Genomic DNA, 16,849 nt, shown 5'->3' on the forward strand with positions numbered 1-16,849 from the left:
TCGTCGGAGATCCCGTGCGAAAACGGACCATCTGGCCGACGAGGCGGGCGAATGCCTCCTAGCGGACCCGTGCGTCCGGGCCCTGCGAAGATGTGCCAGAGTTGCCACGTCCACCCTGTCAGGTCGTACCGTACGGCCACATGGGCGGGACCAGGTGGGACAGCGGGAAGGGGCAGTCGGTTTGACCACGCACGCACCGCAGGCGGCGCAGGCCGTCACGCTGCCCACGACACTGGACGAGGCCGTGGCGGCGCTCACCGCGATGCCCGCGGCCGTTCCGGTCGCGGGCGGCACCGACCTGATGGCGGCCGTCAACTCCGGGCAGCTCAGGCCCGCCGCGCTGGTGGGTCTCGGCCGGATCAGCGAGATCCGCGGCTGGCAGTACCAGGACGGGCACGCGCTGCTCGGCGCGGGCCTCACCCATGCCCGCATGGGCCGCCCCGACTTCGCCGCGCTCATCCCGGCGCTCGCCGCCGCCGCGCGCGCGGCGGGACCGCCGCAGATCCGCAACGCCGGCACCCTCGGCGGCAACATCGCCTCGGCCGCCCCCACCGGGGACGCGCTGCCGGTGCTGGCCGCGCTGGAGGCGACGCTGATCATCGCGGGCCCGGACGGGGCCCGCCGGGAGATGCCGGTCTCGCACCTGCTGGCCGGCATGGAGATGCTCCGCGCGGGAGAACTCATCGGCTACGTGCGCGTGCCGCTGCTGCACGCGCCGCAGGTCTTCCTGAAGGCGACCGGCCGCACCGGACCCGGCCGCGCCACGGCCTCCGTGGCGCTGGTCCTGGACCCGGCCAGGCGCGGCGTGCGGTGCGCGGTGGGCGCCATCGCGCCGATGCCGCTGCGGCCCCTGGAGGCCGAGCAGTGGGTGGCCTCGCTCATCGACTGGGACAACGGCCGGGCCGTCGTCCCCGAGGCGCTGCACGGCTTCGGCGAGTACGTCGCCGCGGCCTGCATCCCCGACGCGGCCCCGGACGAGGACGGCTCCGTGCCGCAACTGCCGCCCGCCGTACTGCACCTGCGGCGCACCGTCGCCGCGCTGGCCCGACGAGCACTGGGGAGGGCCCTGTCGTGACCGACGACCAGCACGGCGACCCGCACGGCGATCAGCAAGGCCAGGGCACCCCGCCGGGCGGCAGCCGATGGGACCCGCTGCCCCAGGGCGACTACGACGACGGCGCGACCGCCTTCGTGAAGCTCCCCGAGGGTGGCGTGGACGCGCTCCTTGCCTCCGCCGACAGCCCGCTCGCCGCGCCCGGACACGGCTACGTGCCGCCCCAGATCACGGTCGCGCCCGCCACCACCGCCGGCACCGACCCGGCCGCCACCGGCTCCTGGGCGGCGCCGTCGGCACCGTCCGCGCCGTCCGCGCCCGTGGACGGCACCCAGTGGCAGGTCCCGGACGCCGGTCAGGACCCCGCCGCCCACCAGGGGTACGGCGGGTACCCGGCCCAGCAGGACCCGTACGGCGGGGCCGCGCCCTACGACGTGAACGCCGGGCAGGGCGCCCCCGGGCACGACGACCGGTTCGCCTACCAGCCGGGTCCCACCGGGCAGTGGGACTTCTCCCAGGCCGCGCAGGCCGCCCAGGCGTCCCGGGCCGAGGCGGACACCGCGGCGGCCCGGCAGGCGTCCGGCCAGGACGTCACCGGGCAGTGGTCCATCCCCGTCGCCGACGGCGACCTGCCGGACGAGTCGGGCGAGTTCACCACGTCGTCCCTGGCCGAGCAGTGGGGCTCCGGTGCCCCGGCCACCCTCCCCGGCGGCGCTCCGGCGCCCTGGGCGACGCAGCCGGCCGGGCAGCCGTGGGGCGAGGACGCGCCGCGGACCGGTCCGGCCGGACCGGCCGGACCGGCCGACGAGGAGCGACCCGCGGCGAGCGGGCCCGAACGCGAGCACGAGCACGAGTACGAGTACGAGCAGGAGTCCACCGCGGGCGGACCGGGCCACGGGCCGGATTCCGGCACCGACGCGGGTCGGGGTTCCGACGCCACCGGGCCGCACGAGCTGGGCCCGGCCGCGCAGCCGCACGGGCACGGCCCCTCCGTGAGCCCGGAGGGCCCGCGCCCCGCCGACGGTGCGTACGGACACGCGCCCGGTGACGAGACCGCTGCCGCGAACGGCACGGTCACCGGCGGGCCCCGTGGGGCCGAGGAGGCCCCTGAGGGCCCGGCAGGGCGCTTCGCGGGCCCCAGCGAAGAGGTCGGGGCCGGATCCCCTCCGGAGGCCGCTGAAGGCCCCGCGACGGACCGGGCGCCGACCACCGGCCGGGAGCGCGTGCCCGAGCCCGCCCGGGAACACGAGCAGACGCCCGGGGGAGGCCCCCAGGGCGCCCTGGCCGACGCGCCCGACCGGAGCGATCGGACCGGTCACGGCACTGGGGCGACGGACCCGGCCGACACCCGTACCGACCCGGCGGACGCCGGAAGCGACGCGGACGGTTCCGGGACCGCCGCCGACGACCCCGAGACCGCCCTCGACGGCACTCCCGACAACACCCCCGTCGGCGCCCAGGAGCCGTCGGCGCCGCCCGCCGGTCCGCAGGACGAGCACCCCCTCGCCTCCTACGTGCTGCGCGTCAACGGCGCCGACCGCCCCGTCACCGACGCCTGGATCGGCGAGTCGCTGCTGTACGTGCTGCGCGAGCGGCTCGGCCTCGCGGGCGCCAAGGACGGCTGCTCGCAGGGCGAGTGCGGCGCCTGCAACGTGCAGGTCGACGGACGGCTCGTCGCCTCCTGCCTGGTCCCGTCCGTGACCGCGGCCGGCAGCGAGGTGCGCACCGTCGAGGGCCTGGCCACCGACGGACAGCCGTCGGACGTGCAGCGGGCGCTCGCCCGGCGCGGCGCCGTCCAGTGCGGCTTCTGCGTGCCCGGCATGGCGATGACCGTGCACAACCTCCTGGAGGGCAACCCGGCCCCGACCGAGCTGGAGGCCCGCCAGGCCTTGTGCGGCAATCTGTGCCGCTGCTCCGGCTACCGGGGCGTCCTGGAGGCGGTCCAGGAGGTCGTCGCCGAACGCGAGGCGCACGCCGACGCCGAGGCGCAGGCCGGACCGGACCCCGAGGAGCCCCGCATCCCGCACCAGGCCGGTCCCGGCGCGGGCGGCGTCAACCCGGCGGCGTTCGAGGCACAGCCACCGCCGGGGGCGCAGGACGCCACCGGACCGCACGACCGGCCGCCCTACGGCGACCACGGAGACCACGGCACCCACGGCCGGGACGGAGGCCACGCGTGAGCAACGACGCCGCGACTGCGGAGGCCGAGGGGACCGCCGAGGCGGCGACCCCTGCCCCCGACCCGATCCCGCACGGCCTCGGCGCGTCTCTGCCGCCCGCCGACGCCCGCGCCAAGACCGAGGGCACCTTCCCGTACGCCGCCGACCTGTGGGCCGAGGGCCTGCTGTGGGCCGCCGTGCTGCGCTCACCGCACCCGCGCGCCCGCATCGTGTCCATCGACACCACCCACGCGCGCGAGATGCCCGGCGTACGGGCGGTCGTCACGCACGAGGACGTGCCCGGCACCCCGCTGCACGGCCGCGGTGGCCAGGCCGACCGTCCGGTGTTCGCCTCCGAGGCCGTACGCCACCACGGCGAGCCGCTCGCCGCCGTCGCCGCCGACCACCCGGACACCGCGCGGATGGCCGCCGCCGCCGTCATCGTCGAGTACGAGGTGCTCGACCCGGTCACCGACCCGGAGCAGGCCTTCGAGGCCGAGCCGCTGCACCCCGACGGCAACCTGATCCGGCACATCCCGCTGCGCCACGGCGACCCGGACGCGGCCGGCGAGATCGTCGTCGAGGGCCTGTACCGCATCGGCCGCCAGGACCCGGCCCCCATAGGAGCCGAGGCGGGTCTGGCCGTACCGCGCCCGGACGGCGGCGTGGAGCTGTACCTGGCCTCCACCGACCCGCACGGCGACCGCGACATCGCCGCCGCCTGCTACGGCCTGTCGCCCGAACAGGTGAAGATCGTCGTCACCGGGGTGCCGGGCGCCACCGCCGACCGCGAGGACCAGGGCTTCCAGCTGCCGCTCGGACTGCTGGCGCTGAAGACCGGCTGCCCGGTGAAACTGACCGCCACGCGCGAGGAGTCCTTCCTCGGCCACACCCACCGCCACCCCACCCTCCTGCGCTACCGCCACCACGCGGACGCCGAGGGCCGGATCGTGAAGGTCGAGGCGCAGATCCTGCTCGACGCGGGCGCCTACGCCGACACCTCCTCCGAGGCCCTGGCGGCCGCGGTGGCCTTCGCCTGCGGCCCGTACGTCGTCCCCAACGCCTTCATCGAGGGCTGGGCGGTGCGCACCAACAACCCGCCCTCCGGCCATGTGCGCGGCGAGGGCGCGATGCAGGTCTGCGCCGCGTACGAGGCGCAGATGGACAAGGTCGCCAAGAAGCTCGGCCTGGACCCGGCCGAGGTGCGCCTGCGCAACGTCCTGGCCACCGGCGACGTGCTCCCCACCGGCCAGACCGTCACCTGCCCCGCCCCGGTCGCCGAACTCCTCCAGGCGGTCCGCGACTTCCCCCTCCCCGCGCTGCCCAAGGACACGCCCGAGGACGAGTGGCTGCTGCCCGGCGGCCCCGAGGGCGCGGGCGAACCGGGCGCGGTGCGCCGGGGCGTCGGCTACGGCATCGGCATGGTGCACATGCTCGGCGCCGAGGGCGCGGACGAGGTCTCCACGGCCACCGTGAAGGTCCAGGGCGGCGTGGCGACGGTGCTGTGCGCGGCCGTCGAGACCGGCCAGGGCTTCACCACCCTGGCCCGGCAGATCGTGCAGGACACCCTCGGCGTCGACGAGGTGCAGGTGGCGCCCGTCGACACCGACCAGCCCCCGGCGGGCCCGGGCTGCCGCGGCCGGCACACGTGGGTGTCGGGCGGCGCGGTGGAACGGGCGGCCAAGATGGTCCGCACCCAGCTCCTGCAGCCGCTGGCGCACCAGTTCGGGATGTCCACGGAGCTGCTCCAGATCGCCGACGGCAAGATCACCTCCTACGACGGCGTGCTGTCGACGACGGTCACCGAGGCGCTGGACGGCAAGGAGCTGTGGGCCACCGCCCAGTGCCGCCCGCACCCCACGGAGCCGCTCGACGAGGCCGGTCAGGGCGACGCGTTCGTCGGCATGGCCTTCTGCGCGATCCGCGCGGTGGTCGACGTCGACATCGAGATCGGCTCCGTACGCGTGGTGGAACTGGCCGTCGCCCAGGACGTCGGCCGCGTCCTGAACCCGGCCCAGCTGGCCGCCCGCATCGAGGCGGGCGTCACCCAGGGTGTCGGCATCGCGCTCACGGAGAACCTCCGCACCCCCCGCGGCCTGATCCGCCACCCCGACCTGACCGGCTACGCCCTCCCGACGGCACTCGACACCCCCGACATCCGGATCGTGAAGCTCGTCGAGGAGCGTGACGTGGTCGCGCCCTTCGGCGCCAAGGCCGTCAGCGCGGTCCCGGTGGTGGCCTCCCCGGCCGCCGTCGCCTCGGCCGTACGCGCGGCCACGGGACGCCCGGTCAACCGCCTCCCGATCCGCCCCCAGGCCGCGGTGGCCACCGGTCACTGACCGGCGGCCGAACCGCCCGGGCGCGGCCGGTCCCACCGGGCGATGTCAGTGGTGCCCCGTAGTGTGCGAGGTGGTGGGGACGGCAGCAGTCCCCGACCGCGGGACCGCACACTCTCGGGGGAAACGATGCACACAGCCATGGGCGAGAAGACGACCGCGCGTTCGGTGCCGTCGCTGCTGACCCTGGTCCGCCTCGTGACGTCGGCGGACGATCCGTCCTGGACGCGCGGCATCCTCAGACCCGCGCCGGCCGGGTGCGAGACGCCGCCACCGCTGTGGCTGTGGAAGACGTACGTGCTGGTCGGCTGTCTGTTCCTGACAGCGGGCCGCCGAGCGCCCGCGGAAGCCGCTCCGGGACTGCCGGCCCGGTTCCTGGACCGGGTGTTCGGCCGGTCCCGGGTGACGCGCTTCGAGGAAGCCGACTTCCCGGGCACCCTCACCCACGAACCGACCCGGCGCTTCCTGTGCGAGACGGGGCTGCCGGACCACGGCCCCTTCCTCGGGCGCACCGACGAGGGCCTGCCGGTGCTGCCGACGCTCGCGGAGTACGCCTCGGAACGGGCGGACGCCCCGCCGCTCCCGGACCACGCCGACCACCTGCTTCACCTGGGCGGCACGGCCGACGGCATCCACCTGCTCGTCCACGGCACGACGGGCGAGGTCCTGACCTGGTGCCCGCCGGAGGGCGCCCCGCTGCCCCTGGCCCCGGACCTCTCGATCCTGGCGTTCGGACTGTGGCTCAGACACCGGGCGTCGCGCGGAGCCGCGCTCACGTAGCGGGGCGGCCGGCCGGCGCCTGGCTCACCTCCGGCCCCTCTTGCTGCTGCCGCCCGAACCGGCGCCCGATGCACCGCGCTTGGTGCCGCCCGCCTTCGCCGCCCTCGCGTCGTACGCCTGCTGGAGCCCGGTCCTCGCCTCGTTGATCGCTTCGGTGTGCCCGGGGGTGGCGACGGCGGCCCGGTCGAGAGCGGCCAGCGACTTCTCCACGTACGCCTTCCAGTAGGCGAACTGCTGCGCGGTGACGTTCTTTCCGGTGAGGTTGGTGCTCAGAGTGTTCGTGTATTCGACGAGGTAATGCACGGTGCTGCGCAGGTGCGCGTCGTCGATGCCGGTCTCGCCCGTGTGCTCCAACTCCCACACATGAGCCTCGATCTCCTGCATGGGGAGCTGGAGGGTCTTCATGGTCGGTCCCCCGGTCGCGGTGTCCGCCATGGGGTCGTTGAAGATGTGCGCGTCACCGCCGTCCGCGCGGTCCTCGTCGGGAGCCAGGGACCGTTGTGCCACGTGGATGAGTTCGTGACGAAGGGTGCTGTAGAGGGCCGCCGCACCGAGGGTGAAGAGGTTGCGGTGGAAGGTCAGGGTGACCTGCTGCTCACCGGGCGACTCTCCGTCTTTGAGCAGGGCCTCCTGGGTGACGGCCATGGCCTTCCCGGCCCCTGCGTCGGTGTTCTTGTAAACGATCTTGGCGTTCCTGTGCAGGTTCTGCATTCCTTCGATGCCCACCTCGTCCGTCGGAGCGGGCATCCGCTGCATGACATGCGTGAACATGTCCATCAGTAACTGCTGACGCTCGCCCGGCGCCGCCGTGCCGATGCGCCGGACGAGCTCGGCAGGCAGGTCGGGCACTGATTCCGAGGCTTCCTCGGTGGACGGGGTGATGGTGTCGGAAAGGATGCGCTGTACCGGCAGGCCGCCGGCGGCCTGCCGCGGCCGGCCGTGCGGATGGTGACCCTCGCGCAGCATCTGCACCGCGGCCTGGTTTCCGGCGGTGTTCTGGACCTCCGTGACGCTGAGCAGCGGCGTTCTGCCCGCCGTCGCCGTCGCCGTCGCCGTGGGAGAGGGGCCGTGCCGCGGACGGTCGGCTCCGGCGTACGGGGGCCTGGCGGCCTGGCGTCGGGCGTGCACGCGTTTCTCCTCGGAGTAGGTGTGTCGATCACCTCTGCCTACGCGGACGACGACCACGGGACCAGAGGCTGAGGGGCAGACTCCGACGCCCGAACGGGCACGGCCCCTTCTTGCAACGACCCCTTCCTGTACGGCCCCTTGTTCTTCTCGCTCATGGATGCCGCGCAGGCGAGCCCCGTACCCACTCGGGCACACGGCCGTGTCGGACTTCGTGACTCGACGGCAGGCGGAGCCGCAGCGGACACGACTGCCATACCGCGTTCATGAACGGCGGACGGTCGTACGACCAAGGTCCCGGTTCCGTACCGCCTCCCGACAGGGGTAAAGGCAGGCCGCGGCCCTTACTCTGGCGACCATGACCGTCCCTGAGCCCCGCGACACCGATGTCGCCGTCCCCGCCGAGCCCGCCGCCGCTCCCGCCGCCCCCGCCGAGACCGTGCTGAGCCGCGCCTACCGGGCGCTGAGCATCGGCATCGTCTCCGTCATCGTGCTGATCGCCTTCGAGGCGACGGCCGTCGGCACGGCGATGCCGGTGGCGGCGCGGGAGCTGGACGGGGTGTCGCTGTACGCGTTCGCGTTCTCGGGGTACTTCACGACCAGCCTGTTCGGGATGGTGCTCTCCGGTCAGTGGTCGGACCGGCGCGGGCCGCTGGCCCCGCTGACGACCGGCATCGCCGCCTTCGCGGCCGGGCTCGTGCTGTCCGGGACGGCGGGCGCGATGTGGCTGTTCATCCTCGGGCGGGCCGTGCAGGGGTTCGGCGGCGGGCTGGTGATCGTCGCGCTGTACGTCGTCGTCGGCCGGGCCTACCCGGAGCGGCTGCGGCCCGCGATCATGGCGGCGTTCGCGGCGGGCTGGGTGGTCCCGTCCGTCGTCGGACCGCTGGCCGCCGGCGCGGTGACCGAGCACCTCGGCTGGCGCTGGGTGTTCGTCGGCATCCCGGTGCTGGTCGTCGTCCCGCTCGCGCTGGCGCTGCCGCAGATACGCAGCCGCGCGTCCGGCCCCGTCGGGGGAGGGGACACCCCGGCCTCCTTCGACGGCCGCCGGATCCGTCTCGCCCTGGCCATCTCGCTGGGCGCGGGCCTGCTCCAGTACGCCGCCCAGGACCTGCGCCCGGTCTCCCTGCTGCCCGGCGCGGCGGGCGTGGCGCTGCTCGTGCCCGCCGTGCTCGGGCTGCTGCCGCGCGGCACCTACCGGGCGGTGCGCGGGCTGCCGTCCGTGGTGCTGCTGCGCGGGGTGGCGGCGGGGTCGTTCATCGCCGCCGAGTCCTTCGTCCCGCTGATGCTGGTCACGCAGCGGGGGCTCAGCCCGACGCTGGCCGGTCTCTCCCTGGCGGCCGGCGGCGCGACCTGGGCCGGCGGCTCGTGGCTCCAGTCCCGGCCGCGCCTGGAGCCGTACCGGGAGCGTCTGATGGCCCTCGGCATGCTCCTGGTCGCGGCGGCCGTCGCGACGGCGCCGAGCGTGCTGATCGACGCCGTCCCGGCCTGGACGGTGGCCGTCGCCTGGGCCTTCGGCTGCTTCGGCATGGGCCTGGTGATCTCCTCCACCAGTGTGCTCCTGCTCAAGCTCTCCGCCCCCGAGGAGGCCGGTACCAACTCCGCCGCGCTCCAGATCTCCGACGGCCTCTCCAACGTCGTCCTGCTGTCGGCCGGGGGCGCGGCCTTCGCGGCCCTCGGCGGCGGCACGGTCAGCCACGCGGCCACCGAGGCCTCCGGCTCCCACCCGGCGGCCTTCGCGGCGGTGTTCCTGCCGATGGCGGCGGTGGCGCTGGTCGGGGCGTGGGTGGCGACACGGGTGCGGGAGCGGTGAGCGGGTGCGGGAGCGGGGAGCGGGAGCGGTGAGCGGGAGCGGGGAGCGGGAGCGGGGAGCGGGAGCGGTGAGCCTCCCGGACCCTCGTACCGCCGCCGCACGCGGGCTGTGACGTCCGTCCCACCCGGGGGTGACCCGCCCCCGTGCGCGCGGTGATCGCTCCGGACCGCCGGTAGGGTGGCCCGGTTGTCATACGTGGCCGAGCCGCTCTACCCCCTTCGGAGACCGTGACTACCACCGCCAGCTCCAGCACCTCGCACCACCTGTCCCCGGCCTTCCCGGGCCGTGCCCCCTGGGGCACCGCCGGCAAGCTGCGGGCCTGGCAGCAGGGGGCGATGGAGAAGTACCTCCAGGACCAGCCCCGGGACTTCCTGGCCGTCGCCACCCCCGGCGCCGGAAAGACGACCTTCGCGCTGACGCTGGCGTCCTGGCTGCTGCACCACCACGTCGTGCAGCAGGTCACCGTCGTCGCGCCGACCGAGCACCTGAAGAAGCAGTGGGCCGAGGCCGCGGCGCGGATAGGGATCAGGCTGGACCCCGAGTACAGCGCGGGCCCGCTCAGCCGCGAGTACCAGGGCATCGCCATCACCTACGCGGGCGTCGGCGTGCGCCCGATGCTGCACCGCAACCGCGTCGAGCAGCGCAAGACCCTCGTCATCCTCGACGAGATCCACCACGCCGGTGACTCCAAGTCCTGGGGCGAGGCGTGCCTGGAGGCCTTCGAGCCCGCCACCCGCCGCCTCGCGCTCACCGGCACGCCCTTCCGCTCGGACACCAACCCCATCCCCTTCGTGGCGTACGAGGAGGGCAACGACGGCATCCGCCGCTCCGCCGCCGACTACACCTACGGGTACGGCTCCGCGCTCGCCGACGGCGTCGTGCGCCCCGTCATCTTCATGAGCTACAGCGGCAACATGCGCTGGCGCACCAAGGCGGGCGACGAGATCGCCGCGCGCCTGGGCGAGCCCATGACCAAGGACGCCGTCAGTCAGGCCTGGCGCACCGCGCTCGACCCGCGCGGCGAGTGGATGCCCGCCGTGCTGCGCGCCGCCGACCAGCGGCTCACCGAGGTCAGGAAGGCCGTCCCGGACGCCGGGGCGCTCGTCATCGCCGCCGACCAGGACTCCGCCCGCGCCTACGCCAAGCTGATCCGCGAGATCACCGGCGACAAGGCCACCGTCGTACTGTCCGACGACACCGGCGCGTCCAAGAACATCGACGCGTTCAGCGGCAGCACCGACCGCTGGATGGTCGCCGTCCGCATGGTGTCCGAGGGGGTCGACGTCCCCCGCCTCGCGGTCGGCGTCTACGCGACGACCATCTCCACCCCTCTCTTCTTCGCGCAGGCCATCGGCCGTTTCGTCCGGTCCCGGCGCCGCGGCGAGACCGCCTCCGTCTTCCTCCCGACCGTCCCGGACCTGCTCACTTTTGCCAATGAGATGGAGCGCGAGCGGGACCACGTCCTGGACAAGCCCAAGAAGGAGGGCGAGGAGGACCCCTACGCCGAGTCCGAGAAGGAGATGGACGAGGCGAACCGGGAGCAGGACGAGGACACCGGCGAGCAGGAGCAGTTCGCCTTCGAGGCGCTGGAGTCCGAGGCCACCTTCGACCGGGTCATGTACAACGGCGCCGAGTTCGGGATGCAGGCCCACCCGGGCAGCGAGGAGGAGCAGGACTACCTCGGCATCCCGGGACTGCTGGAGCCCGACCAGGTGCAGATGCTGCTCCAGAAGCGGCAGGCCCGGCAGATCGCGCACAGCCGCAAGAAGCCCGACGAAGAGGCCGACCTGCTCGAACTGCCCGCCGACCGCCGCCCGGTGGTCTCCCACAAGGAGCTGATGGAGCTGCGCAAGCAGCTCAACACCATGGTCGGCGCCTACGTCCACCAGAGCGGCAAACCGCACGGCGTGATCCACACCGAGCTGCGCCGCGTGTGCGGCGGCCCGCCCAGCGCCGAGGCGACCGGCGGCCAGCTGCGCCAGCGCATCGCCAAGGTCCAGGAGTGGGCGACGCGGATGAAGTGACGCGCGGGGTGCCGGTGCCGGGGGCGTGCGCGGTACGTACTGGGACAAACACAGGCGGTTGATAACGGTTGGCGCCCGGATTCTGGACGGAGCCTTCCGCTGAGCGAACCGGGTCCTTTACTGTCCCGCTACGCACGCCCCGTGGCAGCGCCGCCGCGGAGCGCAGCCGTGAAGCGACTGGGCCCGGGACAAGGCGCCGGGCCGTCAGCCGATCGGCGGCCTCTGAAGCGCGTCACTGACGGGACTCGGTGACGCATCCGCCGCGATGAGGGCCGCCGACCTCACCACTAAGGAGTGGGCGTCGTGACCGCGGAGACCTCTCAGACGCTCGACCGGGGACTGCGGGTCCTCAAACTGCTGGCCGATACGGACCACGGGCTGACCGTCACCGAGCTGTCCCACAAACTGGGCGTCAACCGGACCGTCGTGTACCGGTTGCTCGCCACGCTGGAGCAGCACGCACTCGTACGCCGCGACCTGGGCGGCCGCGCCCGCGTCGGCCTCGGCGTACTGGGCCTGGGCCGCCAGGTGCACCCGCTCGTCCGCGAGGCCGCCATGCCGGCCCTGCGCGCGCTGGCCGAGGACATCGGGGCGACGGCCCACCTGACCCTGGTGGACGGCGCCGAGGCGCTGGCCGTCGCGGTCGTGGAACCGACCTGGACCGACTACCACGTCGCCTACCGCGCGGGCTTCCGCCACCCCCTGGAACGGGGCGCCGCGGGCAAGGCGATCCTGGCCGCCCGCCAGCCGCCCCGGCCCACCGCCGACGAGGACGTGGACGACCCCGGCTACACCCTCACCCACGGCGAACTGGAGGCCGGCGCTTGCGGGGCGGCGGCCCCCCTGCTCGGCGTCACCGGGGTGGAGGGCAGCGTCGGCGTCGTGATGCTGGCCGACGTGGTCCCCGAACGGGTCGGCGAACGCGTGAAGCACGCCGCCCGGGAGGTGGCGGAGGCGCTGCGCTGAGACGGGGCCGTGCCCGGGCGTCGGAGCCACCGGGATCGCCACGTTAGATTGACTCCGTGCTCTCTCGTCTCACGCGTCCCCAGTTCCTCGCCGTCTGCGGTCTGCCCGTCGTGGCGCTGCTCGCGACCGCCCTGTTCGCTCCCCTGCCGTTCTCCGTGGCGCAGCCGGGGCTGACGGCCGACGTGCTGGGGAAGAACCAGGGCGCCGAGGTGATCACGATCAGCGGCGCGCCGACGCACGACACCAGCGGCCAGCTGCGGATGACGACGATCGAGGCGACCGGGCCGGACGCGAGCATCCACCTCGGGGACGTGCTCGGCAGCTGGTTCGACACCGACCGGGCCGTGATGCCGCGCGACGCCGTCTACCCGAGCGGCGACGACGTGAGCGAGATCGAGCAGTACAACCAGGAGCAGATGAAGGAGTCCCAGGACTCGGCCACCACGGCCGCGCTCGGGTACCTCCGGATGGACAAGGGCGACGTCGATGTCGAGCTCCGGCTGGAGGACGTCGGCGGGCCCAGCGCCGGGCTGCTGTTCTCGCTCGGCATCGTCGACAAGCTCGGCGCCGGGGACCTGACCGGGGGCAGGGTCGTCGCCGGGACCGGGACCATCACCGACGGCGGCAGGGTCGGTGCCGTCGGCGGGGTCCCGCTCAAGACGCAGGCCGCCCGGCGGGACGGGGCCACCGTTTTCCTGGTGCCGAAGGCCGAGTGCTCGGACGCGCGGGCCGAGCTGCCGAAGGGGCTGCGGCTGATCCCGGTCACCACCCTCAAGGGTGCCGTCGACTCGCTGAAGGCGCTGGCGAGCGGCAAGGGCGACGTGCCCGCCTGCTGAGCGGCGGACGCGGCAGCCCTATCCCTCCTTCACGAAGCCCCTCTCCTTCATCCAGTCCAGCGCCACCTGGTGCGGGTCCTCGCCGTCCACGTCGACCTTCGCGTTCAGGGTCTGCGCCACGTCGTTGGTCAGCGCCTTGGTGACCGGGTCCAGGACCGACGCGATCGCCGGCCACTTCTTCAGGGTGGCCGTGCGGACCATGGGCGCCGCGTTGTAGTTCGGGAAGAACTTCTTGTCGTCCTCCATCACCACCAGGTTCATGGACTTGATCCGCCCGTCGGTGGTGTACACCTCGCCGTAGGTGCAGGCGCCCTTCGCGGTCTGGGTGTAGATGATGCCGGTGTCCATCTGCGTGATGTTCCCGGCGGGCAGCGACATGCCGTACGCCTTCTCCAGGCCCGGCAGGCCGTCCGCGCGGTTGGCGAACTCGCCCTCCACGCACAGCGTCACCGCGCCCGGGTCCGACTTGGACAGGGCGGTGACCTCCGAGAGGGTCTTCGTCCGGTACTTCTTGAAGTTGGCCTGGTTCATCGCCAGCGCGTACGTGTTGTTCAGGCGGGCCGGCTCCAGCCACGTCAGGCCCTTCTTCGCGTCGGCCTCCTTCACCGCCTTCCACTGCTGCTCCGGGTCGGGGATCGGCCTGCTGTTGCCCAGGTAGGTGATCCACGCGGTGCCCGTGTACTCGTACGTGGCGTCGGCGTCGCCGTTCTCGACCGCCGCGCGGGTGCCGACCGAGCCCTGGATGCCGGTGCGGTCGAGCACCTCCGCCCCGGCCGCCTCGAAGGCGATGCCCATGATCGCGCCGAGGACCAGCTGCTCGGTGAACTCCTTCGAGGTGACCGTGAGATCGGCCCCGTCCAGCGGCTTGCCCTTGCCGATGGTGCCCGGCTCCACGTCGTCGACCATCGGGGAGCCGCTGGTCAGACCGCAGCCCGCGGGGGCCGCGAGGAGTACGGCGGCCAGGGTCCAGCAGATGCGTCGCCTCACGTGCCCACCTCCAGTCCCCGCGGCCGCAGCAGCAGCTCCGCCAGCGAGGCCAGCCAGTCCACCAGCAGCGCCAGGGCGACGGTGAGGATCGAGCCGAGGACCAGCACCGGCATCCGCTGGCTGGTGATCCCGGTGGTGATCAGTACGCCCAGGCCACCGCCGCCGCCGAAGGTCGCCAGCGTCGCCGTACCGACGTTCAGGACCAGGGCCGTGCGCACGCCGGCCAGGATGAGCGGAACGGCCAGGGGGAGTTCGACCCTGGCGAGCACGCCCAGCGGGGACATCCCGATGCCGCGGGCCGCCTCCAGGAGCGTCGGGTCGTTCGCCTTCAGACCGGCGATGGTGTTGGACAGGACGGGCAGGACGGCGTAGATGATGATGCCGATCAGGGCGGCCCGGCGGCCGATGCCCAGCCAGATCACCAGCAGCGCCAGCAGACCGATCGCCGGGGTCGCCTGGCCCATGTTGGCGAACGCCATCGCGAACGGGGTCGCCTTCCGGAACGCCTTGCGGGTGAGCAGGATGCCCAGCGGGATCGCGATGATCAGCACGAAGAAGGTGGAGATCACCGTCAGCTGGACGTGCTGCCACAGGGCCTTGGTGACCTGGCCGTTGCCCAGGGCGTTCTGGCTGAGCGCGTCCAGGTCCGCCTGCCGGTACCACAGCCAGGTCGCCAGCAGTACGGCGATCAGGACGACCGGCAGGAAGGTCAGCTTGCGCCAGCCGACCCGGGGGCCCGCCACCGGGGACTGCCGGGGAGCCCCGCCCTCCTCCCCGCCGTCGTCCTCCCCCTCGTCCCGGAAGGCGAGCCCCTTGACCTCGTGCTCGCCCGCGGGGCGGCGTCCGGGGGAGGGGCGGGCGGAGCTGCTCACGCGCGGCCTCCGACCTCGCCGAAGCCCTCCTGCTCGGTGTGCGTCTGGGTGGCCCGGGTCTCCTCCAGGTCGTGCTGGTGCTCCAGCGCGTCCAGCCGGTCGGCCTCCAGCAGTTCGTGCACGGAGTTCATCAGCGTCTCCATGTCGACGACGCCCTCGTACGTGCCGCGCCGCCCGGTGACCGCGACCCGCCCCGCGTTGTCGGTGAGCACCGCCTCCAGCGCGTCCCGCAGCGTCGCGTCCCGGGTCACCGTGTCGTGGACCAGCGTCCCGGCCCGCGCCAGCGAGCCCCTGGCCCGCATCAGGTCGCCGCGCCGCAGCCACTTGTAGGGGCGCCCGCGCCGGTCCAGGAGCAGGATCTCGTTGGTGCCCGAGTCCCGCAGCCGGTCGAAGATGTCCTGGAGCGGGTCCTCCACGGTCACCGTCGGGTAGTCCGTGATGCCCACGTCCCGCACCCGGGTCAGGTTCAGGCGCTTGAGGGCCGCGCCCGCGCCCACGAAGCCGGAGACGAAGTCGTCCGCCGGGTTGGTGAGGATCGCCTCCGGGGTGTCGAACTGCGCGATGTGGGAGCGCTCGCGCAGCACGGCGATCCGGTCACCCAGCTTGATCGCCTCGTCGAAGTCGTGGGTGACGAAGACGATCGTCTTGTGCAGTTCGTGCTGGAGGCGGATCAGCTCGTCCTGGAGGTGGTCCCGGGTGATCGGGTCGACCGCGCCGAACGGCTCGTCCATCAGCAGCACGGGCGGATCGGCCGCCAGCGCCCGCGCCACGCCCACCCGCTGCTGCTGGCCGCCGGACAGCTGGCGCGGATAGCGGCCGTGGAACTCCCCGGCGTCCAGGCCGACCAGGTCCAGCATCTCCTCCACCCGGTCCCGGATCCGCGCCTTCGACCAGCCGATCATCTTCGGCACCAGCGCGATGTTCTGGGCGACGGTCATGTGCGGGAAGAGACCGGAGGACTGGATCGCGTAGCCGACCTTGCGGCGCAGCTTCACCGGGTCGATGTCGGTGACGTCCTCGCCATTGATGCGGATGCGGCCGCCGCTGGGCTCGATCAGCCGGTTGATCATCTTCAGGGTGGTGGACTTCCCGCAGCCCGAGGGGCCCACGAAGATGACCGTCTCCCCGGCCTTGATCTCCATCGACACGTTCTCGACGGCGGGCTGCGGATTGCCCGGGTAGCGCTTGGTGAGGGCCTCCAGCTCGATGGTCGCGCCGGTGGCGCTGTCGTGACCGTTCTCAGACACGGATCCCCCTCGGAATGGTCAGCCGTCCCAGCAGCACGTACGCCGCGTCGAACAGCAGGGCCAGGACGATGATCCCGAGCGTGCCCGCGAGGACCTGGTTGAGCGCGTTCTTGCTGCCCAGCGAGGCGATCCCGCGGAAGATCTCGTTGCCGAGGCCCGGCCCCGAGGCGTAGGCGGCGATCGCCGCGATGCCCATCAGCATCTGCGTCGAGACCCGGATGCCGGTCAGGATCGGCGGCCAGGCCAGCGGCAGCTCCACCCGCAGCAGCCGCGCCGGCCGCGACATCCCGATGCCCTTGGCGGCGTCCACCAGCGCCGGGTCCACCCCGCGCAGGCCCACGATCGAGTTGCGCACGATCGGCAGCAGCCCGTACAGGGTCAGCGCCGTCACCGTCGGCGGCACGCCGAGCCCCAGGATCGGGATGAGCAGACCGATCATGGCCAGCGACGGGATGGTGAGGATGGCCGACGTGGACAGGGTCGCCACGTTCCCCGCCCAGTCGCTGCGGTAGGTGAGGACGCCGATCAGCACCCCGAGCAGGGTCGCCACGACCATGCACTGGAAGACGGCGCTGGCGTGCTGGTAGGCGTCGGCGAGCAGCTGCTGGTGGCGGCTGCCCAGGAAGTCCCAGAAGTTCACGTCCGCTCACCTC

General features: G+C 73.5%; 13 protein-coding genes. 8 read left to right on the forward strand and 5 right to left on the reverse strand.

Annotation, left to right across the window (positions count from 1 at the left end; translation table 11 throughout):
• Window positions 1-181: 181 nt before the first annotated feature.
• The 4 genes from ACH4D3_RS05875 (at window position 182) to ACH4D3_RS05890 (ending at window position 6,329) form a co-directional block, all read left to right on the forward strand.
• Window positions 182-1,075, forward strand: a complete 894-nt coding sequence (locus tag ACH4D3_RS05875; RefSeq protein WP_052841719.1) for a xanthine dehydrogenase family protein subunit M — start codon at window positions 182-184, stop codon at window positions 1,073-1,075.
• Window positions 1,072-3,234: a 2Fe-2S iron-sulfur cluster-binding protein gene (locus tag ACH4D3_RS05880; protein ID WP_398316795.1), complete on the forward strand. Its 2,163-nt coding sequence runs from the start codon at window positions 1,072-1,074 to the stop codon at window positions 3,232-3,234. Before ACH4D3_RS05875 ends, ACH4D3_RS05880 begins: the two co-directional genes overlap by 4 nt.
• The gene (locus ACH4D3_RS05885) at window positions 3,231-5,552 is read left to right on the forward strand and encodes a xanthine dehydrogenase family protein molybdopterin-binding subunit (protein WP_398316797.1); all 2,322 of its coding nucleotides are present in this window, start codon (window positions 3,231-3,233) and stop codon (window positions 5,550-5,552) included. The genes ACH4D3_RS05880 and ACH4D3_RS05885 overlap by 4 nt, the downstream gene beginning before the upstream one ends.
• 138 nt (window positions 5,553-5,690) lie before the next feature.
• On the forward strand, window positions 5,691-6,329 hold the full coding sequence (locus tag ACH4D3_RS05890) for an SUKH-4 family immunity protein (protein ID WP_398316799.1): 639 nt from the start codon (window positions 5,691-5,693) through the stop codon (window positions 6,327-6,329).
• A gap of 24 nt (window positions 6,330-6,353) precedes the next feature.
• Here the strand turns inward: ACH4D3_RS05890 and ACH4D3_RS05895 are convergent, their stop codons facing one another.
• The gene (locus tag ACH4D3_RS05895) at window positions 6,354-7,457 is read right to left on the reverse strand and encodes a hypothetical protein (RefSeq protein ID WP_398316801.1); all 1,104 of its coding nucleotides are present in this window, start codon (window positions 7,455-7,457) and stop codon (window positions 6,354-6,356) included.
• A gap of 355 nt (window positions 7,458-7,812) precedes the next feature.
• Here ACH4D3_RS05895 and ACH4D3_RS05900 point away from each other — a divergent pair, with 355 nt between their 5' ends.
• From ACH4D3_RS05900 to ACH4D3_RS05915, 4 genes are all read left to right on the forward strand, one after another.
• Window positions 7,813-9,264, forward strand: a complete 1,452-nt coding sequence (locus tag ACH4D3_RS05900; protein WP_398316803.1) for an MFS transporter — start codon at window positions 7,813-7,815, stop codon at window positions 9,262-9,264.
• 227 nt (window positions 9,265-9,491) lie between these two features.
• Window positions 9,492-11,288 carry a DEAD/DEAH box helicase gene (locus ACH4D3_RS05905; RefSeq protein WP_398316805.1) on the forward strand — a complete coding sequence of 599 codons (1,797 nt, stop codon included), beginning with the start codon at window positions 9,492-9,494 and terminating at the stop codon, window positions 11,286-11,288.
• A 303-nt stretch (window positions 11,289-11,591) separates the two neighbouring features.
• A complete protein-coding gene (locus tag ACH4D3_RS05910) occupies window positions 11,592-12,254 on the forward strand; it encodes an IclR family transcriptional regulator (protein ID WP_398316808.1) in 663 nt (220 codons plus the stop codon).
• Between the two features lie 56 nt (window positions 12,255-12,310).
• A complete protein-coding gene (locus ACH4D3_RS05915) occupies window positions 12,311-13,090 on the forward strand; it encodes a S16 family serine protease (protein ID WP_398316811.1) in 780 nt (259 codons plus the stop codon).
• Between the two features lie 18 nt (window positions 13,091-13,108).
• Here the strand turns inward: ACH4D3_RS05915 and ACH4D3_RS05920 are convergent, their stop codons facing one another.
• The 4 genes from ACH4D3_RS05920 to ACH4D3_RS05935 are packed head-to-tail and all read right to left on the reverse strand — an operon-like array spanning window position 13,109 to window position 16,836.
• A complete protein-coding gene (locus ACH4D3_RS05920; RefSeq protein WP_398316814.1) occupies window positions 13,109-14,077 on the reverse strand; it encodes a glycine betaine ABC transporter substrate-binding protein in 969 nt (322 codons plus the stop codon).
• Window positions 14,074-14,949 (reverse strand): ABC transporter permease, encoded by an 876-nt coding sequence (locus tag ACH4D3_RS05925; protein ID WP_398316817.1) that lies wholly within the window; start codon window positions 14,947-14,949, stop codon window positions 14,074-14,076. The genes ACH4D3_RS05920 and ACH4D3_RS05925 overlap by 4 nt, the downstream gene beginning before the upstream one ends.
• A complete protein-coding gene (locus ACH4D3_RS05930) occupies window positions 14,946-16,196 on the reverse strand; it encodes a betaine/proline/choline family ABC transporter ATP-binding protein (protein ID WP_398316820.1) in 1,251 nt (416 codons plus the stop codon). Before ACH4D3_RS05930 ends, ACH4D3_RS05925 begins: the two co-directional genes overlap by 4 nt.
• Entirely contained in the window at window positions 16,189-16,836 is a 648-nt protein-coding gene (locus tag ACH4D3_RS05935) for an ABC transporter permease (RefSeq protein WP_003975880.1), read from the reverse strand. The genes ACH4D3_RS05930 and ACH4D3_RS05935 overlap by 8 nt, the downstream gene beginning before the upstream one ends.
• Window positions 16,837-16,849: the final 13 nt, after the last annotated feature.

This window comes from Streptomyces sp. NPDC018026 (genome assembly GCF_044327745.1).
GTDB classification, from domain to species: domain Bacteria; phylum Actinomycetota; class Actinomycetes; order Streptomycetales; family Streptomycetaceae; genus Streptomyces; species Streptomyces rubrogriseus.